Below are 16,192 nucleotides of genomic sequence, written 5' to 3' on the forward strand. Positions count from 1 at the left end.
GCCGCTCTTCACCACAGGGCGCCCCTTCGAGGCCATGAGGCCATGAGGCCATGAGGTCATGAGGTCATGCCTGTCGACGATTTCATTCGGGCACGCTCATGACGCTCTGGATGCGGGAGAGGGTGAAAACGCGCTCGGCGTCCCTGAGGTGGCACCAGGCTTCGAGGTAGGGCGGGTCGAGCACGAGGCGGCTGAGGGTACGCACGGTCCGGTTGCCCGAGGTGGCGACGTACTCGACGGTGATGGCCCGACCGGCATCGATGGCGTGGGCGAGCTGACGGACATCGCCGTACGGCAGGTGCTTCGCCCACCCCGCGACGATCTCCTCGGTGTCCGTGGCGTAGGGCACCCCTCCGTCGAACGGCGCCGGATCGGGCGTCGTCGGCGGGGCGGCCAGCAGCCGGTCCGCCAGGGCGTGGGAGTCGACGGCGGCGGATGCCTGCGCCGCGCGCGGGCCGGCGATCAAACCCCTGCCCTTCGCGCCGCTACCCCTGCCCTTCGCGCCGCCGTCGCTGTCGCGCGGAGCCGGAACGGGAGCGGTGGCCCGCCGAGGCCGGGCCTTTTCGACGCGTACCGTGCCCTCGGCCGTCTCGGCGACAGGGGCGTATCCCTCGGCTCGGAGCGCGGCGACGGTCGTGTCCAGTGGGCTGCGGCTGATCAGCACCGTCGGCGCCAGCTGCCGTAGCCCGAGCTTGGCGAACTTGCGGTGGGCGGCGACCTCCGCCAGGAGCGCGGGCTCGTCGCCGTGCAGGACGCAGGCGGCGGGGGCGACGCGCACCCGCCCGTGGCCGCGCGCGGTGTCGGCGATCAGGTACGACAGCGGCTGTGGCAGAGGACCGGTGGCGACCGCGGTCAGGTCGGCTTCGATGTCCTCGGGGACATGGCCGGCGTCCAGGGCCCGCCGGATGCTGCCGGCGCTGAACCGCCACACCGATGCCGTGCCGCTGGTCTCCCGGTCGGCGACGGAGTCGAGGAGCGCGGCCAGCCGCGTGGCCGGTGTGCCGGTGACGACGGCGGTCAGGTCGGCGCCGATCCGGGCCGCGGCGGTGGCCGAAGGCAGCAGCCGCCGGCACTCGGCGCGCACTCCCTCAGTGTCGCCGGTCCGCAGGTGGATACCGAGGGCGGACAGAGCACCACGCGCGAGTACGCCGAGGAGTTCGGCCTCACGGATCACGGAGGCGAACGGCGTTCCGTCCTGGGGCGAGGAATCGGCGAGCGGGCGGTGCCAGGCGATCAGGGGCCCCAACTCCGAAGCGACCTTCACACTCTGCCCTGCCGGGAGCTGCGCGGCTGCGGCGAACAGCCCGTGGCGGGCCTGCACGCAGCCGCCGCAGGGCGGTGCTCCCCCGAGAGCGGGAAGCGCCTTGTCGTCCTCGTCGCGCGCCTGGGTGGGCGTGAGCGGCAGGTCCCGCCATGCCTGAAGCAGTACGGCGAACTGCTCCGGGGGTTCCTGCTCCGCCCAGGCGTCGTACGCCTCGGTGGCCGCCACCCGATCGCCGTCCCGGCCCAGCAGCCCCGCGGCGTACGCGGTCTCCAGGGTGAGGCGTACGACGGCGTCGTCGGCCTGGGCGGCCTTGCCGATCCGGGCCAGCTCACGCGCACCGATCCCGCCGGACTTCAGCCGGGCCGGCGCCGCCGCCGAGCAGGCCGACAGGACCGAGGAGGCACGGGCAGCGAACGCCGCAGCCGCCGCCGACGCCTCGCGGTCCACCTCCGCCGGAGTGACAGACGCCAGTCCCGGGGAAGGCGGGACCGGTTGGAACGGCGCGTGCCAGCCGGGCCCGCGCAGTGCGAGCGCCACCTCGGCAGGCATACGGGCCGGACCGTAACGGTGACGGTCCTGGACCAGGAGTCCCCGTTCCACCGCCCATCGAGCGCCGTCGGCTTCGCGGCCGGGACCCGGATGCCCGAACACGATGAACTGTGGAGGTTCCTCCAGGGCGGCAACCGCCCGGCGTTCGAGCAGCTCCCGGGCGGCCGCAGGCGCCTTGACGACGAGTGAGGCGATCCGCTCCGGGTCGCTGTGGTGTTCCACCAGTGCGGCCAGCCGCTGCGCCTTGGTGCCCGGCGACTTGAGGCCCAGCGCCACCAGTATGCCGCGCAGCTCGTCGGAGGTAGTGCCCGCGAGGAGGTGCTCCAGCGGGGCATCCAGTCCCAGGGGCGCGTCCCATGCCTGCCGCAGCGGTCCGGCCATGCGGAGCTTCCCCGAGCCGTCCGGCCAGACCAGAGCATGATCGGCCAGCACCTCCAGAACCGCCGCCAGCTCGCGGGTCGTTTCGTCGTCCGCCGCTCCCAGCAGCTCCGCCAGAGCATCGCGCGATGCGGGAACCCCCAGCGCCGCCAGCGCCTCGGCCACCTGCAGGTGCGGCAGCGCGAGCCGCGGCAGGACCAGTGCCACCGACCCCGGCCGCTGAAGCCGGTCCGCCAGTTCCCCCACCGACCGCGGCTCCGGAGGGGCCACGGCGTCCCTCCGCGCCCCGAGCACGCGTGCCAGACGAGAGGCGTCAAGGCCGCTCAGCCATGTCGCCAGTGTTGAACGGGACTTCATGCGGAGTGCACCTCGCCGAACCAGGAAGCGTCGCGGCGCGCGGCAGCTCCGGCGCCGGGTTCAAGGATGGCGTAGCTGGGTGATCGACGGGTGGCCGGGTAAGGGCGTGTACCCGTTTGAGGGCCGGCGCGTGTTGAGAGCACCGACAACCGCCGGACGACATCTCCTTGCTGGCGCAAGAAATCGAACACATGCTTGAATCTGGTCATGCGACCGTTCCCAGACGACCTCGCCCAGGCGCAGCAGGAGTGGAGCGCCACCTACCGACAGCTCGCGGAGCGGCCCGGCCGCACCGAGCTGAGCTTCCATCCCTATGGGCGGCATTGGCGGCATTGGCAGCATTGGCGCCCAAGCCCCGCAGCGCGGTGGGCGCTGCGTGACCTGGAACAGCGAGACGTGGACGTGAGTGAGCTGCTTCCTCAATGACGTCCTGGAATGCGGGGCACCATGTCCCGGACGATCCTGAAGGCATGTCCGGACCGATTCGCGTGATCGTCCACCCGCCGTCCCCCACAGGCGGCCGACGCGTGCGCGTGGACGGCGAGATCCTCGGGCTGGCCCACAACGTGGCCGACGTCGCGGAGTTCCTCCGCCGAGCCGGGTTGGAGGTCGAACCGTCGGACGTGGCGGGATCACCGTGGATCGACTGGCGGGGAGTGGGGCCTGAACGCTGGGGCGCGGAGACGAGCAGCTGACACACCGACCACTCGATGCGTACTCGCCGCGCTCTCAGCGTGGGAAGCCTGGCTCTCCCAAGGGTGGTTGTCGCCCTGACCTGCCGCCCTGACCTGCGACGGAGCGGCTACGGGGCCTGACTGGCCGGCCGACCTTCTTGGCTCGCGGTCGGAGCGGTGGCTCTTACTCCCACCGGTTTCTTACTCCCACCGGTTCGGCTTCCGCCTCGGGCGCCCCCGGCGCGCTTGTCGTCGGGGCGAACCACGGGCGGGGTGGTTGCTGGAAAGTCCCTGCGGGACATGGCCAGTTGCTGTGGTCGCAGTACTTCCCTGCCGTATCTACGCTCCGGAGGACCTGTGCAGACCGCCCATACTCGTCTGCGCGAGCCCGAGCGGCTGTCTGTGCGCCGCTACGGCGACGCAGCGCGATTCCTGAGTCGGGCGAATCGTCGCCAGGCCACCAACAAGTTGATCAAGAGCAGACATGATCCCCCGATGGGCCAGCCTACGGATCCACCGTCGCGGAAGGTCTCGATACCTACGGAAAGCACCAACGCACCGACCACGGGGCCGCCCACCAAGTCGAGGAAGATGCTCACCTGCCTCGCGATCTTTGGGAGGGGGATGTCTATCCGCGCCGCGATTCGCGTGAGGAGGACATCCATCCGCCCAGCGATCTTTGCAAGGTTGGCCACGGCTTGATCGTGACAGGTGGCCGCCCTCGCTGCCAAGGGCGAGACCCTCGCAACGACCTGCGCCTCAGACACGCGGTCGATCGCCTCGGTGTCCGTCGCGAGAGGCACGCCGCTGCCGAACGGGTCGGGTTCCGGGTGCGGTCGGCGGGGCCGTGAGCAGCCGGTCGGCCAGCACGTCGAGGCCGGCGTCGGCGGACTTGTCCGCAGCGCGAGTGACCGTGGTTCGGAGGCCGCGCTGTCCGAGGTTCCTTCGCGAGGGCGGGGCGCCGGGTCATACCTTCTTGACGACGATGGTGTCCGGGACGTGTCGAACAACGGTGCGCCGGCGGAGGTCTAGCCGGTCGGCCACAGCGGCAGGTCGGCGTGCCGGACTCGGTACGCGCCCTTGCTGACGGGTGAAAAGGCGGCAGGCGCCATGCACGGACCCACCGGGGACGCCACATCGCCCTCATCGGTGTATGTCGTGTTCACCCCGTCCGCCCAGGAGAATCCCACCCGATCCCGTGACATTTTCCCGGGCTTGTCCCCACCGCCGTCGTGGACACTGAACCCCAGCCGCTTTCCCACCCAGTCCGGCCCTCCGGCGCTCACCTCGGTGATGACCGCAGTGAGGGTCGCGTTGCCCGGCGCGGTCACCAGGCAGTCCACCTTGCCTTCGGCGGTGTATGTGATGTCCTGCTCCGCAGAGTAGTGGGAGACGGCCACCGTGCCATACGCGTCGGTCGGTAAGCCGGTGGATACGCCAGGGACCGGTCTGCTGTACGGGGCAGCGTGCGCGTCGAACGCGAACGCGAACGAAGGATGTCGGCGTCATTCACATACGGCAACCGGAACTCGGCCGATCCGGTCACGCTCGCGTGCACGGGCCCTTCCGGTGACTTCCCGGACGCCGTGGCGCCAGTGACTACGGCGGCGGAGGCCGCCACGGCGATGACCACGGCCACGGATGCCGCCTTGCGGGTACGGAAGAGGGAACTCACAGACCTCATACGGTCTCCAGAGCTGAGTGGTGTGGGCGGAGGTTCACCGCCCACACCCTCCTCAGACCCGCACGTGGATCAGTCGTCGTTCCTGAGACGCAACCGCCCATGGACCTGAGGTCGCGCAGCCAGTGCGGGCGTACGCACGAAGACTGAGACGGATAGCCGACCGAGACGGACAACGTCGAAGGGCCCCACCGCGAACGGTGGGGCCCTTCGAGTCGTGCCCGGTGAGGCACTGGCGGAGGATACGAGATTCGAACTCGTGAGGGGTTGCCCCCAACACGCTTTCCAACTGTGTTGGCGGGGTGGTGGGTTGGGTGCAGGGGCGTTCACCTGCGTTCATGGGCGGTTGGCCCGTGAGGCGAGCTCGGCGTGCGGTCCTCGATGAACGCCCGCGAACGGGGCTGAATGAGACGGAAACTGAGACGGTGGCGCGGAGCGGCTGCTTCACTCTTCCCCGGGTGGGATGAGGCGATCGGCGCTCTCGGCGTCATCCACGTGACCGTGGGCGTCGACGGTGATCGGGGTGACTCGGCCCTTAGACGTGACCAGCCATGCAAACACCTGCTCGGTCAACGGCCCGTTATCGGGTCCCTCGTCCTTCCAGTACGCACGCCAGCCGCCTCCAGGGATGGCGGACACGATCTGGTCGGCTCGCTCCAGGTGGGAGAAGTCCGGGTAGTCCGTGACCGGCCGCCGGGTGCCGCCCTGAGGATCGACGACGAGGGCCACGCCGGTCGACTCGTCCCAGGCGTCTACGTCCACGGTCCGACCGGTCATCGTTTCCGTGCCGGTGAAGATCGCGAGCCAACCGGTCCCGTTGAAGTAACGCATGCGGCAATCGTCCATGACGGAGGCCGGCCTCGCCGTAGGAGTAATCAACTTCGGTGCTTTGGTGGGCCCTTAGCTTGGGAAGCTAAGACGTTCTGGAAGTGGGGTCTGTCCTGACCTGCGGCGGAACTACAGTATCGCCGCATACGAATTGTTGCCGGTTGGCTCCCGAGATTCCCGTGGTTCCTCGCAAGATCTGGCACACGTCTGGCTAACGCTGAGTGGCCGAGCTCCTGCGGACGGCCAGCCCGTTCGTACCGGGTCCGGTGGGCTGACATCCGACTTAGGGCAGTTTGTTCATTACTCCTCGCCTTCGCCTGCATCAATAGCCTTTGATGATCTCAGCCCTTTGGACGAGTGCCATGCGATTATCGACGTAGCGCACTACGCGAAGCACGGCCATGGTTCCCATCCACACACCGAGCATGATGAAGCCGAGACCGACGCCAACCGTTAGGAACGCTACTGGAGCCGCCACTAGAAATACATGCTCAGGGTTCTCCAAAGCGGCCGTCATAAATTGCCAGGCTTCAGGGGGGGTTCCCCACACTGGAAGTTTTGCTTCGGCGGCAAGCACTTCGTAGAGTGGTGCATCGACTTCGCTATGGAACTGCGCGAAGTCGTGCAACGCTTGCAACCCATCTGGATAGTAGATGGGGCGTGTTTCATTGCCAGGATCGTAGGTGAGAGTGGGGGCACTGCCGGTGTCGGCGATGTATCTTCCACTCTTCAGGTTCTCAGCCACTCGCTCCATTTGACGAGGAGTAAGGCCTTGATCAAAGGAAGTAACGAGAAGGGCTAGTGGTTCCTTCTCATCTTGATCAAGGTTGAGGGCAAGCGTTACTGAGCGTCCGTGGATGTGGTCTTCAATGCTCACTTTCACCTCCAACTCCATCCGATCGTAGAAGTGCTTGCGTTGGCCTGCCACTCAAGTTGGCTCAAGCGAGTGACCCGCCCGCGTGGGAGGTGTATCAGTGGGTGAGTCAGAACCTGTCTTCTTGCCCTGGGTCTTGTCGGGGATCTTGGTGAGCTGGGTTTTTGCTGTCAGGGGCGGTGGGCTCGTGCGCCTGGTGGTGGTCGTTGGTCGTTATTGGCCACTGTTGAGCGGCTTCGGACGGCCCGGAGACGGCCCAGCTTTGCCGGGTTCGGGGGCCTCGTTCGGCTGACGGCCGGCACCTTCGTCGCGGTCCGTCTCAGCCTCAGCCGACGAAAGCCCGCCACGACGGCGCGTCAGTCGACCGAGCAGGCGCGCGTGTGCCTCGCTGCACCCCCACCGGCCTCAGCCACGCTATAGGTGCCGTGGACCAGAGCAAGCCGCGACGGCCACCCCGCGAAGGCGACTCGGGGCATCCCCCCGCAAAGCTCTCAGCTTGGGAGCTGCGATCATTTTCCGCCGCTTAGGTGCTGACCAGGGCAAACGGTCGAGCTGCAGTCTCTCACGCTGGGGCGATCTCACCGTGATTGCTGGCTCTTCCCCGCTCGTTCGCTGCCCTCATAGGGAGGCAGAGGCGCTCCTCCGGGCGGGCGCCAAGTCTGTTCCGAGCCGCTAGCCGAACAACCTTAGGAAAACCGTAAGACAGAAGGTTGGGCAACTGGGAGACTAAGCCCTCTAGATCCTCTACGCTGGACAGTTATGCGCGCCACACCGCGAGGTGGCAGAAGGCGCACATCACGTTGCCCATGCCACGCTTGGAGGGTCTCGCTCTAATGGCCGTCTCTTTCATTCCCGCTTCTAGGATGCTCGAACGGTCACGCCTGGCTAAAGAAGAGTCCGATACCGCCTATTTCTTCGATCTCCTCTACCTCGGCGAGATGGTAACGAAGATTCTTGTTGTTGAGCTCCTCACTGCCCTCGAAGACGATCGAGAGCGGCATAGGTACTCCCTTGAGTACGAGCTGGTTCGAGCCGATGGCATTGGAAAATGGGCTGAGGTGTTGGACCAGGCCGTCTCTGGACCTGCCAGTCAGCATTTGAACCCCGGGGGGCGCGACTCTCAGCGGGCGATCGCTGAAAGCTTTAAGCCAGGAAATGAAAGCTGGCAGCGGAAAGCAGTTGACTCCCTAAATGAGGTTTGTCGGTGTCTTGAATCTGGTTATGAAGATCTGACGCGGCAAAAGGTTAGTCTCAGGGCATGGGTGCGTCAATTCAGCTGGCTTAGGAATCGCACCCGCGGTCACGGCGCTCCCAGGGGAGCCACACTTTCCAGCGTTTGTCCGACGTTGCAAGATTCACTGGCGGAGATCCTGGAGAATGCACCTGCCTTTAACCGGGCATGGGCTCATCTTCACCGAAGCCTGTCAGGGAAGTATCGCATTAGCGCCTTCGGGGGAGGGCGAGATGAATTCGCGTACCTGGCGCGCGAAAGCGATCACTCACTGCCTGACGGGAGCTATATCTTCCTAGGTGAACCACGCCGCTCTTCACTTATCTTCACAGATCCCGATCTTACAGATTTTTTTCTGCCGAATGGGAATTTTCGAAACGGGAAATTCGAAGCACTCTCGTATATTAGCGACGAGGTGCGCACCATTGACGGCGGCGCCTATCTTCTTCCGAAAGAGGCGCAGCCTCTTTCGGAGACAACCGCGAGTTCTGCTATGAAGTCTGTGGGTGAGGCTCTTAGTAATGTGCCCCCACGTCCGGAGCGTTATGTGCAGCGTGCTGCGCTGGAAACTGAGCTTCAGGAACTTCTCTGTGATGATCGCCATCCGGTAATCACCCTTCAAGGGCGTGGGGGCGTAGGGAAGACCTCGCTAGCTTTGGAGGTGCTCCATAAGATCTCGCAAGCTGACAACTTCTTCGGCATTATCTGGTTCAGCGCACGAGACATTGATCTATTGCCCGAAGGCCCTAAGGTGGTTCGCCCCGATGTGCTCTCCATCGATGATGTGGCCAGAGATTTCGCCGGGTTGATGGAAATTACGCCACCACTGAAGGCGGGCGATGCGCGAACATATTTGTCGGACAATTTGTCTGGGCAATCAGAGTGGGGGCCATTCGTTTTCGTACTCGATAACTTCGAAACTATCAGAGATCAAGCAGAACTTTATCAATTCCTCAGCAACTCTGTGCGCCTCCCCAACAAGGTGTTGATTACTACGCGCACGCGGGATTTCAAGGCAGACTACCCAATCGAAGTCAGCGGAATGAACGAGAGCGAGTTCAATGAACTTGTTGACGTGACGGCCGGAAGGCTTGGCATCGTCGAACTTATCGACTCTGAATACAGAGATGCACTCTATCGTGAATCTGGCGGCCATCCTTATATCACTAAAGTGCTGCTAGGTGAAGTGGCAAAAGAGGGGCGCCGCATCACCCCGAAGCGGGTCATGGCAGCAAAAGATGCAATGCTTGATGCCCTTTTTGATCGCTCCTATGCTTCGCTTTCTTCGGCCGCTCAGCGAGTCTTCCTAACCTTGTGTAACTGGCGTTCGCTCGTTCCTCGTATCGGCCTTGAGGCGGTACTTCTTCGGCCAGTTATCGGAAATTTGGCCACTGAGATCGCTCATCTAGACGTCGATACTGCTTTGCGAGATCTAGAGCAGAAGTCGCTAATCGAGGTGGTCCGTGAAGGTAGCGACGATCAGGAGTTTCTCTCCATTCCGCTTGCAGCGGCGGAATTCGGCAAGAAAAGATTGGTGACCAGTCCGCTCAAGATTGCGATCGACTCAGACCTTGAATTGATAAGAGGATTCGGGGCTACAACTACCACGGATCTGACGCACGGTCTGGGCCCTCGGATCGATCGCCTGGCGAGATCGGCAGCTCAGCGGGCTGAGAATGGGGAAGACATCAGTCAGGAGTTGGCGGTGATTGAATATATCGCCACCGGATATACGCCGGCATGGCTTACGCTGGCCCAGCTGCAACGAGATCAGCTGTCTGATCTGTCGGCGTCAATTCATTCCGTCAATCGTTACATTGAGAATCATCCAGAGGATCAAGAGGGATGGAATCGGTTGGTAGCTTTGTATCAAGCTGCCGACGATCCGCTCGCCGAAATGAACGCACGATTGCAGCTTGCCGAGCTCGCTAGTCCAGCGTTCAAGGATTTGAGTTCTGCGGCTTCTCGACTTAATGGTCTGCTCTCTCGGAGAGAGCTAGTTCTTGACGCTGATGAACGGCGTCTTATGGTTCGCAAGATGCGTTCGCTTCTCGAATCTCGTCATAAGGAAGCAGATGCAACCGATCTTTCTCGACTCGCCTGGCTGTGTATGTTCACACAGGACACTGAGGCTGCCGAGCGCTGGGTAACGCAAGGATTGCAAAGAGATCCCCATAACGAACACTGTCTACGTCTGAAGCGTCGACTTGCTGCTGGTGCTAACGATGAATGACCTGCTCCGTAAAGCGCGACGTTGAAGTCATGCCATTGAGGCTGAGCTAAATTGGCCGCCCAAAGGTTAAGCCGACCGTCCCAGCCATAGGTACTCCTTCTCTAGCATCAGGTGGCTGATTGCTCAGGGCGCGGCTCGGGCGCCGGCCGGGCTGGAGCGGGGCGGAGACAGGAGCGCAGGCCCGGCCGGGGGCCGGGCCGCGCGCGGGGAGCGGAGCGAGCCGCCTTGAACCAGTAGAGAAAGTTGTAACTCAGTCGGTCGCGTGGGGCTTGAAGTCGTATGCGCAGGCTGGAAGTTCGATGCTCTGGCGGTGTGCGAGCGGTAGGAAGATGACTGGGCGTACCGTCCACGTGATGCGTGTGCCAGCCTGGTCTACGGTGACTGAGCAGGGTTCCGCTCGGAGCAAGGCCCGCCTGGTGTCGACGCGGCCCTCGTAGAGCCACTCCCACGCCTGCTCTGAGGCTGCGGTGTCGAGTGCTGGGCTGATGGTGCGCAGGGCGATGGCGATCCACCGGTCTGCCTGAGCGGCCGAATAGGCGTCGAAGGACGCGTGCAGTGCCGGCTGTTGGTCCTTGCTGAGCTTTTGGGTCCAGCACTCGCACCAGTAGCCGCGGGGGAGTCCGTTCACGCCCTGCCTCCTGACGGTCCGGCCACCAGCACGTAGCGGGTGTTCTCGTCGTAGAGCGTGAGTTGGTAGGCCGTGCCCGTGGTCAGGTAGGTGAGGGCTCGTTCGTGCTCCGCCTCGTCCGTCAGCCAGTAGCGGCCCGGTTGGGCGTATGCGGTGTCGAGTTGGTCTGTGACGTGGCGCGTTCGCTCGCGTAGCCAGCGCAGTGCCAGGCGGGGGCTGGCCGCACCGTGGGACCCGAGCGGGATCGCGCTCGTTTCGTGCAGAGGGTAAGCGGCCGCCCAGCATCGGTAGACACTGCCGCGCTCTTCGGCAGCTAAGAGCTCCCCGCTCGTCGGCGTCAGCACGGGTGACCTCCTGGGAGGACATCCCTGTAGAGCTCCGCCGTGACCGTGTGGCCGCCGTCGCCGTCATGGACCACGACCCGGTGCGCAATCGCGCTGACCATGCCCAGGCCCCGGCCATGCTCCGCCTCCTGGTCCTGGTGCGCGATCTTCGGGGCCGTGCCGGTGCCACCGGCGTCCGTGACCGACAGGGCGATGACCTGCGCAGAGACGGCAAGCGCCAGGTGGAAGCTGCCGGACGTGAGGCCGCTGGCGGTGTGGAGGATGGCGTTCGCGCTGAGCTCGCTCACGATCAGTTCGGCGTCCTCGGCCAGAGGTGAGCCGCGCAGGATGTCTCTCGTCCAGCGCCGGGCCCGGCTGACCTCTTCTGGGAAACCTGGGCAAGTGAGCCCCCAGACCCGAGCAGTGCTCGTATACTCGTGCATACAAGTTCCTTCGTGCTGGTAGGCCGCCATGTGCAGCGGGTTCGGGCTAGACGAGTTTCACGCCGTCGTGGGCGCGGATGGCCGGCGGGGACGCCGCGTCCAAAGCGTCAAGGACGCGGATCGCGTACGCCTCGTCGGCGAGGTCGGTGACTTCTTCACGGGTGGCCCAGCGCAGTGCGCGGGTCTCGTCCCCGGTGGTGGGCGTGCCGTCGGCGGCTTTGCAGCGGAAGACGAGGGAGACGATCAGGCCCGTCATGTTCTTGTAGATGCCGGTGAGGGTCGCGGGAACTGCGATCTTGATGCCGGTTTCTTCGAGGACTTCGCGCTGGAGGGCTTCGGGGATGGTTTCCTCGCGTTCGAGGACTCCGCCCGGGGGTTCCCACTTGCCGTTGTCGCGGCGCTTGATCAAGAGAGCGCGGTCCTGGTCGTCGACGATGACTCCGGCAACGCTCACGGAGTGCGGACGGTCAGTGCTCACGTTCCTCGGCCCTCTCGGCTGGCTAGGCTCTCCACCGTAGCAACAACACTCGCCCACTCGTCTAGATACCTAAAGGAGTACACGTGACGTCTCTTCCGAGCCTCCTCGGCGATCTCGACCCCACGAGTGATCGTGCGGTCTTCCGGCAGATCGCTGACCAGCTGCGCGAGGCCATCGACCGTGGGCGGTTCAAGGAGGGCGAAAAGCTGCCCTCCGAGGCGGAGCTAGTCGAGCATTACGGGGTTTCCCGTATGACCGTTCGAAACTCCTTCTCCGTCCTCCAGGGCGAGGGCCTGGTGCACGCCGAGCACGGCAAGGGCGTCTTCGTGCGACCACGGCCACCTGTGCGACGGCTAGCCTCCGACCGCTTCGCCCGGCGCCATCGCGAGCAAGGAAAGTCTGCCTTCATCGTCGAGGCTGACGCCGCCGGTAGTCACCCCCAGGTGGACAGTCTGGAGGTCAAGGAAGAGAAGGCCAGCCAGGACATTTCCACTCGGCTCGGCTCCGTGCGGCGCGTGCTCGCCCGTCGGCGCCGGTACCTGCTCGACGGCCGGCCGGTCGAGTTCGCCACCTCCTACCTGCCGCTCGACATCGCCCGCGGCACGCAGATCGCCGAACCCAACCCCGGCCCCGGCGGCATCTACGCCCGCCTCGAAGAATTGGGCCACCGCCTCGACCACTTCGAGGAAGAGATCCGGGCCCGAATGCCCTCGCCGACCGAGGTGAAGACGCTCCGACTGGCCTCCGGCGTGCCCGTGATTCATCTGATCCGGACCGCGTATGACACCGAAGGGCGGGCCGTGGAGGTCTGCGACACGGTCATGGCGGCGGACGCGTACGTCCTGTCGTACCAGCTCCCGGCCACGTGAGGGCCTGACCGGCGGTGGTGCGCGGGGGTCCTTTCCCGAACTCGTACGCCCCAACAGGCATACTCGTATAGACGAGTGGGCAAGTTGTGTGGCAGGGTGGTCGTCGTTCCCGGAGATCGGGTTCGAAGGCTGCGTCTTGTATAGACGAGTAGATGGGGAAAGAACCTTGCGCACCATCCGTGTGGAGACCTCGGCTGCAACGATCCTGCTGACCGAGGCGCCTGAGCCCAAGGTCCGTGACCGGCAGACCGGCGAGATCGCCAAGGACGCCGTCAGCGGCGAGGCGCTGATGACGATCGGCGTCGTCTACATCGAGGAGGGGGAGTCGTCCCTGATCAAGGTGACCGTTCCGGAGAGCGGCGTGTCTGAGGGGCTCGCGCTCGGCGCTCCGGTCTCGGTGCCGGGGCTGGTTGCCCGGCCGTGGGAAAGCGTGTTCAACGGTCAGCAGCGTCACGGCATCGCCTTCCGCGCCGCCGCCGTCACTCCGGCCGCATTCCCGGCCACGATGGGGGCCTCGGCCTGATGACCGACCTGGCAACGCTTCTGGAGGTGGGTGGTCCTGTCGCCGCGCTCGGCGGCGGGGCTGCCTACGCCCGGGCCAACCACCCCGGGGTCTACTGGTCCACGGTCGGCCTGCCGATATCCACGGCCCGGCTGCTCAGCTCGTACAGCTCGGTCATGGAAGCCTGCGGCCTGACCGTAGCTCCATCCCGGCTACGGGTCCTGGCGGTCAAGGCCACCACCCGACGGGACGTCCGGCCCATCCCGCCTCGGCGCGGGATCATTCGCCCCACCTCGACCGGACTGCGGCTTCGGCTGCGGCTCGCCCCGGGCCAGGAACCCGCCGACGTCGCCGCCTCCGCCGAACGGCTGCGGCACGCCTGGGGAGTTCACGCCGTCTACGTCACCACCATCAAGCCCGGTGTCGTCGAACTGCGGCTCGTCGGCTTCGACGTGCTGCGCAAGGTCCGGATGCCGCGCAAGGCTGCGGACGGGTTCCTCAAGGTCCCGGTGGCGCTGCGGGAGGACGCCACTCCGTTCGTACGCGACTACCGGACCGTGCCGCACGGTCTCACCCTCGGCGCGACGCTGTCGGGCAAGTCCATGTACCTGCGGCATCTCGTGGCCGGACTCGCCCGACAGCCCGTCGCCCTGGTCGGCATCGACTGCAAGCGCGGCGTGGAGCTAGCGCCCTTCGCTCCACGACTGTCGGCGCTGGCCACCGACCCCGAGCAGGCTGCCGAACTGCTGCCCGTACTCATCAAGGAAATGGAGGCCCGATACGACCTGATCAAGGCCCGGCAGGGCATCGCACCGACCACGCCGGACGAGGAGATCACCTCCGACATCTGGGGCCTGCCCGAGGACGAACGCCCGGTTCCCGTCGTGCTGTTCGTCGACGAGGTGGCCGAACTCTTCCTCGTCGCCACGAAGAAGGAGGAAGAGCGCCGGGACGAGATGGTCACCCAGCTCATCCGCCTCGCCCAGCTCGGCCGCGCGGCCGGCATCTACCTGGAGGTCTGCGGACAGCGTTTCGGCGCCGAACTCGGCAAGGGCGCCACCATGCTCCGGGCCCAGCTCACCGGCCGTGTCTGCCACCGCGTCAACGACGAAGCCTCCGCCAAGATGGCACTCGGCGACATCGCCCCCGAAGCGGTCTCCGCCGCCTGCGCCATCGCACCCGAACGTCCCGGCCTCGCCGTTGCCGGTGACACCTCCGGCGGCTGGTCCCGCATCCGCACGCCCTACCTCTCCCTCGGCGACGCCGCTGGGATCTGCCAGGAATCGGCCGACCTGACGCCGAACCTGCCTGGGCTCAAGCCCTTCCGGCCCGATGTCCCTGTATGGCAGGTCGACTCTCCGGCGCCGGTCGTCCACCCGCGCCCCGTGACCGACTGAGCCGCCGTCCCTTCCTCCGGTCGGCGCGACCGCCTCGCGCCACGTCCCTACCCCTGCCATGCCTGAATCCGGAAGGAGCCGCACATGCGCGCCCAACTGGCCCGTATCGATGCGGTGCTCGTCCAGGCCGTCATCGCCGCCGCCCTGTCCTTCGCCCACCTGCACGATGTCGCTTCGGCGGCCGGACAGGACGGGTGGAAAGCGTGGGCCTACCCGATCTCGGTCGACCTGCTGCTCGTCGCCGCCTGGCGCCGACTGCGGACCGGCGACGCGAAAGCCTCCGGGTGGTGCTGGTTCGTCATCGCACTCGCAGCCTCCCTCGGCGCGAACGTCGCCACCGCCGGACTCCTCGACCTGAACGCAGTGCCGGCCTGGCTGCGCATCCTCGTCGCGGGCTGGCCTGCGGTCGCCTTCCTCGGCGGCACGCTGCTCGCGCACTCGGCACCCGCCCCCACCGAGAAACCACCGGCGGACCAGGAGGAGGACGCCGATGATCCCGCGCCCGAGCCTCCTGCTGAGCAGGACCTGAATCCGCCCCCGGCCTCGCCTGTATCGGTCCCGACCGCGCTCGTCGAGCACGCCCGCAAGGTCGCCGCCGAACACCACACCCGCACCGGCACACCCATCGACACTCCCACCCTGCGCGCCCGGCTCGGCGTCCCCGCGCCCATGGCTGACGCCATCGCCGCCCACCTCTGAAAGGAGTCTGGATGACCGCCAACCGCCGCTTCCGCAACGTCACCCGCATCGGCCCCGTCCAGGTCGGCACGTCCTACGACGGTCGCGGCCGCGAGAAGCACACCGCCGCCTGCACCGCCCCGCGCTGCGGCTTCTCCTGCGACTACGACAGCCGCGCCGCCGCCGAACTCGCCGCCCGCACACACCGCTGCCCCGTCCGCTGAAAGGACCCGCACACCGTGACCGTCAGCCTGCCGCTCGTCCTCGTCCTCGGCTTCTTCGCCTGGGGAGCGGTCAAGTTCCTCGGCGTCCGCACGTGGATCGTCGTCCTGGTCGCCCTCTTCGGCTTCTGGCTCTCGCACACCTTCATGGCCCCGGCCATTGAGTCCGGCACGCGCTCCGGCGTGGACGTCATAAACGGCTCACACGACTAGACGAGTAGATAAGGAGAGATCTTCCGTGTTCCTGCCCCGGTACCCCGACAGCCCCACCCCGCCGCCCGCGCACACCCACGCCCCGGCCGACCCGGCCCCGGCACAGCACACGCCGTTCCCTCAGGTCTCCATCAGCACCGGCGCGATAGCGACCGTGATCGTCGGCGGCGTCGTACTGACCGCCCTCCTGGCCGCCGTCGCTGTCACGGCCATCTCCGTCGCCGTCGCCGCCGTAGTCCTGCGCTCCATGCTCCGCGACCACCACCGGCGCTGAACGCGTCCGGCTCCCGGGGCGGCTCGACACGACCAAGCATCCGCCGCCCCGGGAGTCCGTCACTCCTGACCGAGCCAGTCAGAAGGAGAGAGCCATC

The 16,192-nt window shown here is 66.1% G+C and carries 18 protein-coding genes; 10 read left to right on the forward strand and 8 right to left on the reverse strand.

Annotated elements, in window-relative coordinates; translation table 11 throughout:
* Positions 1 to 82: 82 nt before the first annotated feature.
* A complete protein-coding gene (locus tag OG252_RS26675; protein WP_329339245.1) occupies positions 83 to 2,548 on the reverse strand; it encodes a helicase C-terminal domain-containing protein in 2,466 nt (821 codons plus the stop codon).
* Positions 2,549 to 2,755: 207 nt separating this feature from the next.
* On the opposite strand from OG252_RS26675, the gene OG252_RS26680 reads away from it, so the two are divergent.
* Together OG252_RS26680 and OG252_RS26685 are read left to right on the forward strand one after the other, a co-directional pair.
* Positions 2,756 to 2,974, forward strand: coding sequence for a hypothetical protein (locus tag OG252_RS26680; RefSeq protein WP_266437033.1), 219 nt, complete (start codon positions 2,756 to 2,758; stop codon positions 2,972 to 2,974).
* Between the two features lie 44 nt (positions 2,975 to 3,018).
* The gene (locus tag OG252_RS26685) at positions 3,019 to 3,243 is read left to right on the forward strand and encodes a hypothetical protein (RefSeq protein ID WP_266437035.1); all 225 of its coding nucleotides are present in this window, start codon (positions 3,019 to 3,021) and stop codon (positions 3,241 to 3,243) included.
* Between the two features lie 1,007 nt (positions 3,244 to 4,250).
* Here OG252_RS26685 and OG252_RS26690 read toward each other — a convergent pair.
* From OG252_RS26690 to OG252_RS26700, 3 genes are all read right to left on the reverse strand, one after another.
* Entirely contained in the window at positions 4,251 to 4,622 is a 372-nt protein-coding gene (locus OG252_RS26690) for a hypothetical protein (RefSeq protein ID WP_329339249.1), read from the reverse strand.
* A 725-nt stretch (positions 4,623 to 5,347) separates the two neighbouring features.
* On the reverse strand, positions 5,348 to 5,734 hold the full coding sequence (locus OG252_RS26695) for a hypothetical protein (RefSeq protein WP_329339251.1): 387 nt from the start codon (positions 5,732 to 5,734) through the stop codon (positions 5,348 to 5,350).
* Positions 5,735 to 6,053: 319 nt separating this feature from the next.
* Positions 6,054 to 6,608: a hypothetical protein gene (locus OG252_RS26700; protein ID WP_329339253.1), complete on the reverse strand. Its 555-nt coding sequence runs from the start codon at positions 6,606 to 6,608 to the stop codon at positions 6,054 to 6,056.
* An 830-nt stretch (positions 6,609 to 7,438) separates the two neighbouring features.
* On the opposite strand from OG252_RS26700, the gene OG252_RS26705 reads away from it, so the two are divergent.
* Complete coding sequence (locus OG252_RS26705; protein ID WP_329339255.1) at positions 7,439 to 10,069, forward strand: NB-ARC domain-containing protein; 2,631 nt, start codon at positions 7,439 to 7,441, stop codon at positions 10,067 to 10,069.
* 250 nt (positions 10,070 to 10,319) lie between these two features.
* Here OG252_RS26705 and OG252_RS26710 read toward each other — a convergent pair whose 3' ends face one another.
* Genes OG252_RS26710 through OG252_RS26725 form a run of 4 tightly spaced genes read right to left on the reverse strand, consistent with a single transcriptional unit; the run spans position 10,320 to position 11,917 of the window.
* A complete protein-coding gene (locus OG252_RS26710) occupies positions 10,320 to 10,697 on the reverse strand; it encodes a hypothetical protein (protein ID WP_329339257.1) in 378 nt (125 codons plus the stop codon).
* Positions 10,694 to 11,041 (reverse strand): hypothetical protein, encoded by a 348-nt coding sequence (locus OG252_RS26715; RefSeq protein ID WP_329339259.1) that lies wholly within the window; start codon positions 11,039 to 11,041, stop codon positions 10,694 to 10,696. Before OG252_RS26715 ends, OG252_RS26710 begins: the two co-directional genes overlap by 4 nt.
* Positions 11,035 to 11,463: an ATP-binding protein gene (locus OG252_RS26720; protein ID WP_329339261.1), complete on the reverse strand. Its 429-nt coding sequence runs from the start codon at positions 11,461 to 11,463 to the stop codon at positions 11,035 to 11,037. The genes OG252_RS26715 and OG252_RS26720 overlap by 7 nt, the downstream gene beginning before the upstream one ends.
* 46 nt (positions 11,464 to 11,509) lie before the next feature.
* Complete coding sequence (locus OG252_RS26725; RefSeq protein WP_329345197.1) at positions 11,510 to 11,917, reverse strand: NUDIX hydrolase; 408 nt, start codon at positions 11,915 to 11,917, stop codon at positions 11,510 to 11,512.
* A gap of 107 nt (positions 11,918 to 12,024) precedes the next feature.
* Here OG252_RS26725 and OG252_RS26730 point away from each other — a divergent pair, with 107 nt between their 5' ends.
* From OG252_RS26730 to OG252_RS26760, 7 genes are all read left to right on the forward strand, one after another.
* Positions 12,025 to 12,810, forward strand: coding sequence for a GntR family transcriptional regulator (locus tag OG252_RS26730; RefSeq protein WP_329339262.1), 786 nt, complete (start codon positions 12,025 to 12,027; stop codon positions 12,808 to 12,810).
* A gap of 166 nt (positions 12,811 to 12,976) precedes the next feature.
* The gene (locus OG252_RS26735; protein ID WP_329339263.1) at positions 12,977 to 13,333 is read left to right on the forward strand and encodes an SCO3933 family regulatory protein; all 357 of its coding nucleotides are present in this window, start codon (positions 12,977 to 12,979) and stop codon (positions 13,331 to 13,333) included.
* The gene (locus OG252_RS26740) at positions 13,333 to 14,709 is read left to right on the forward strand and encodes an FtsK/SpoIIIE domain-containing protein (RefSeq protein WP_329339265.1); all 1,377 of its coding nucleotides are present in this window, start codon (positions 13,333 to 13,335) and stop codon (positions 14,707 to 14,709) included. Before OG252_RS26735 ends, OG252_RS26740 begins: the two co-directional genes overlap by 1 nt.
* 84 nt (positions 14,710 to 14,793) lie before the next feature.
* Positions 14,794 to 15,408: a DUF2637 domain-containing protein gene (locus OG252_RS26745; protein ID WP_329339267.1), complete on the forward strand. Its 615-nt coding sequence runs from the start codon at positions 14,794 to 14,796 to the stop codon at positions 15,406 to 15,408.
* Positions 15,409 to 15,419: 11 nt separating this feature from the next.
* On the forward strand, positions 15,420 to 15,611 hold the full coding sequence (locus OG252_RS26750) for a mobile element transfer protein (RefSeq protein ID WP_329339269.1): 192 nt from the start codon (positions 15,420 to 15,422) through the stop codon (positions 15,609 to 15,611).
* 15 nt (positions 15,612 to 15,626) lie between these two features.
* Entirely contained in the window at positions 15,627 to 15,821 is a 195-nt protein-coding gene (locus tag OG252_RS26755; protein WP_030673585.1) for a hypothetical protein, read from the forward strand.
* 25 nt (positions 15,822 to 15,846) lie between these two features.
* The gene (locus OG252_RS26760) at positions 15,847 to 16,095 is read left to right on the forward strand and encodes a SpdD protein (RefSeq protein WP_329339271.1); all 249 of its coding nucleotides are present in this window, start codon (positions 15,847 to 15,849) and stop codon (positions 16,093 to 16,095) included.
* Positions 16,096 to 16,192 lie beyond the last annotated feature (97 nt).

It is taken from the genome of Streptomyces sp. NBC_01352, assembly GCF_036237295.1.
In the GTDB taxonomy this organism is placed as follows: domain Bacteria; phylum Actinomycetota; class Actinomycetes; order Streptomycetales; family Streptomycetaceae; genus Streptomyces; species Streptomyces plumbiresistens.

Excerpts from the sequence above, each read along its gene's own strand:
- OG252_RS26675 (WP_329339245.1), bottom strand. The coding sequence starts at position 2,548 with ATGAAGTCCCGTTCAACACTGGCGACATGGCTGAGCGGCCTTGACGCC.
- OG252_RS26680 (WP_266437033.1), top strand. The coding sequence starts at position 2,756 with ATGCGACCGTTCCCAGACGACCTCGCCCAGGCGCAGCAGGAGTGGAGC.
- OG252_RS26685 (WP_266437035.1), top strand. The coding sequence starts at position 3,019 with ATGTCCGGACCGATTCGCGTGATCGTCCACCCGCCGTCCCCCACAGGC.
- OG252_RS26695 (WP_329339251.1), bottom strand. The coding sequence starts at position 5,734 with ATGCGTTACTTCAACGGGACCGGTTGGCTCGCGATCTTCACCGGCACG.
- OG252_RS26705 (WP_329339255.1), top strand. The coding sequence starts at position 7,439 with ATGGCCGTCTCTTTCATTCCCGCTTCTAGGATGCTCGAACGGTCACGC.
- OG252_RS26720 (WP_329339261.1), bottom strand. The coding sequence starts at position 11,463 with ATGCACGAGTATACGAGCACTGCTCGGGTCTGGGGGCTCACTTGCCCA.
- OG252_RS26740 (WP_329339265.1), top strand. The coding sequence starts at position 13,333 with ATGACCGACCTGGCAACGCTTCTGGAGGTGGGTGGTCCTGTCGCCGCG.
- OG252_RS26745 (WP_329339267.1), top strand. The coding sequence starts at position 14,794 with ATGCGCGCCCAACTGGCCCGTATCGATGCGGTGCTCGTCCAGGCCGTC.
- OG252_RS26750 (WP_329339269.1), top strand. The coding sequence starts at position 15,420 with ATGACCGCCAACCGCCGCTTCCGCAACGTCACCCGCATCGGCCCCGTC.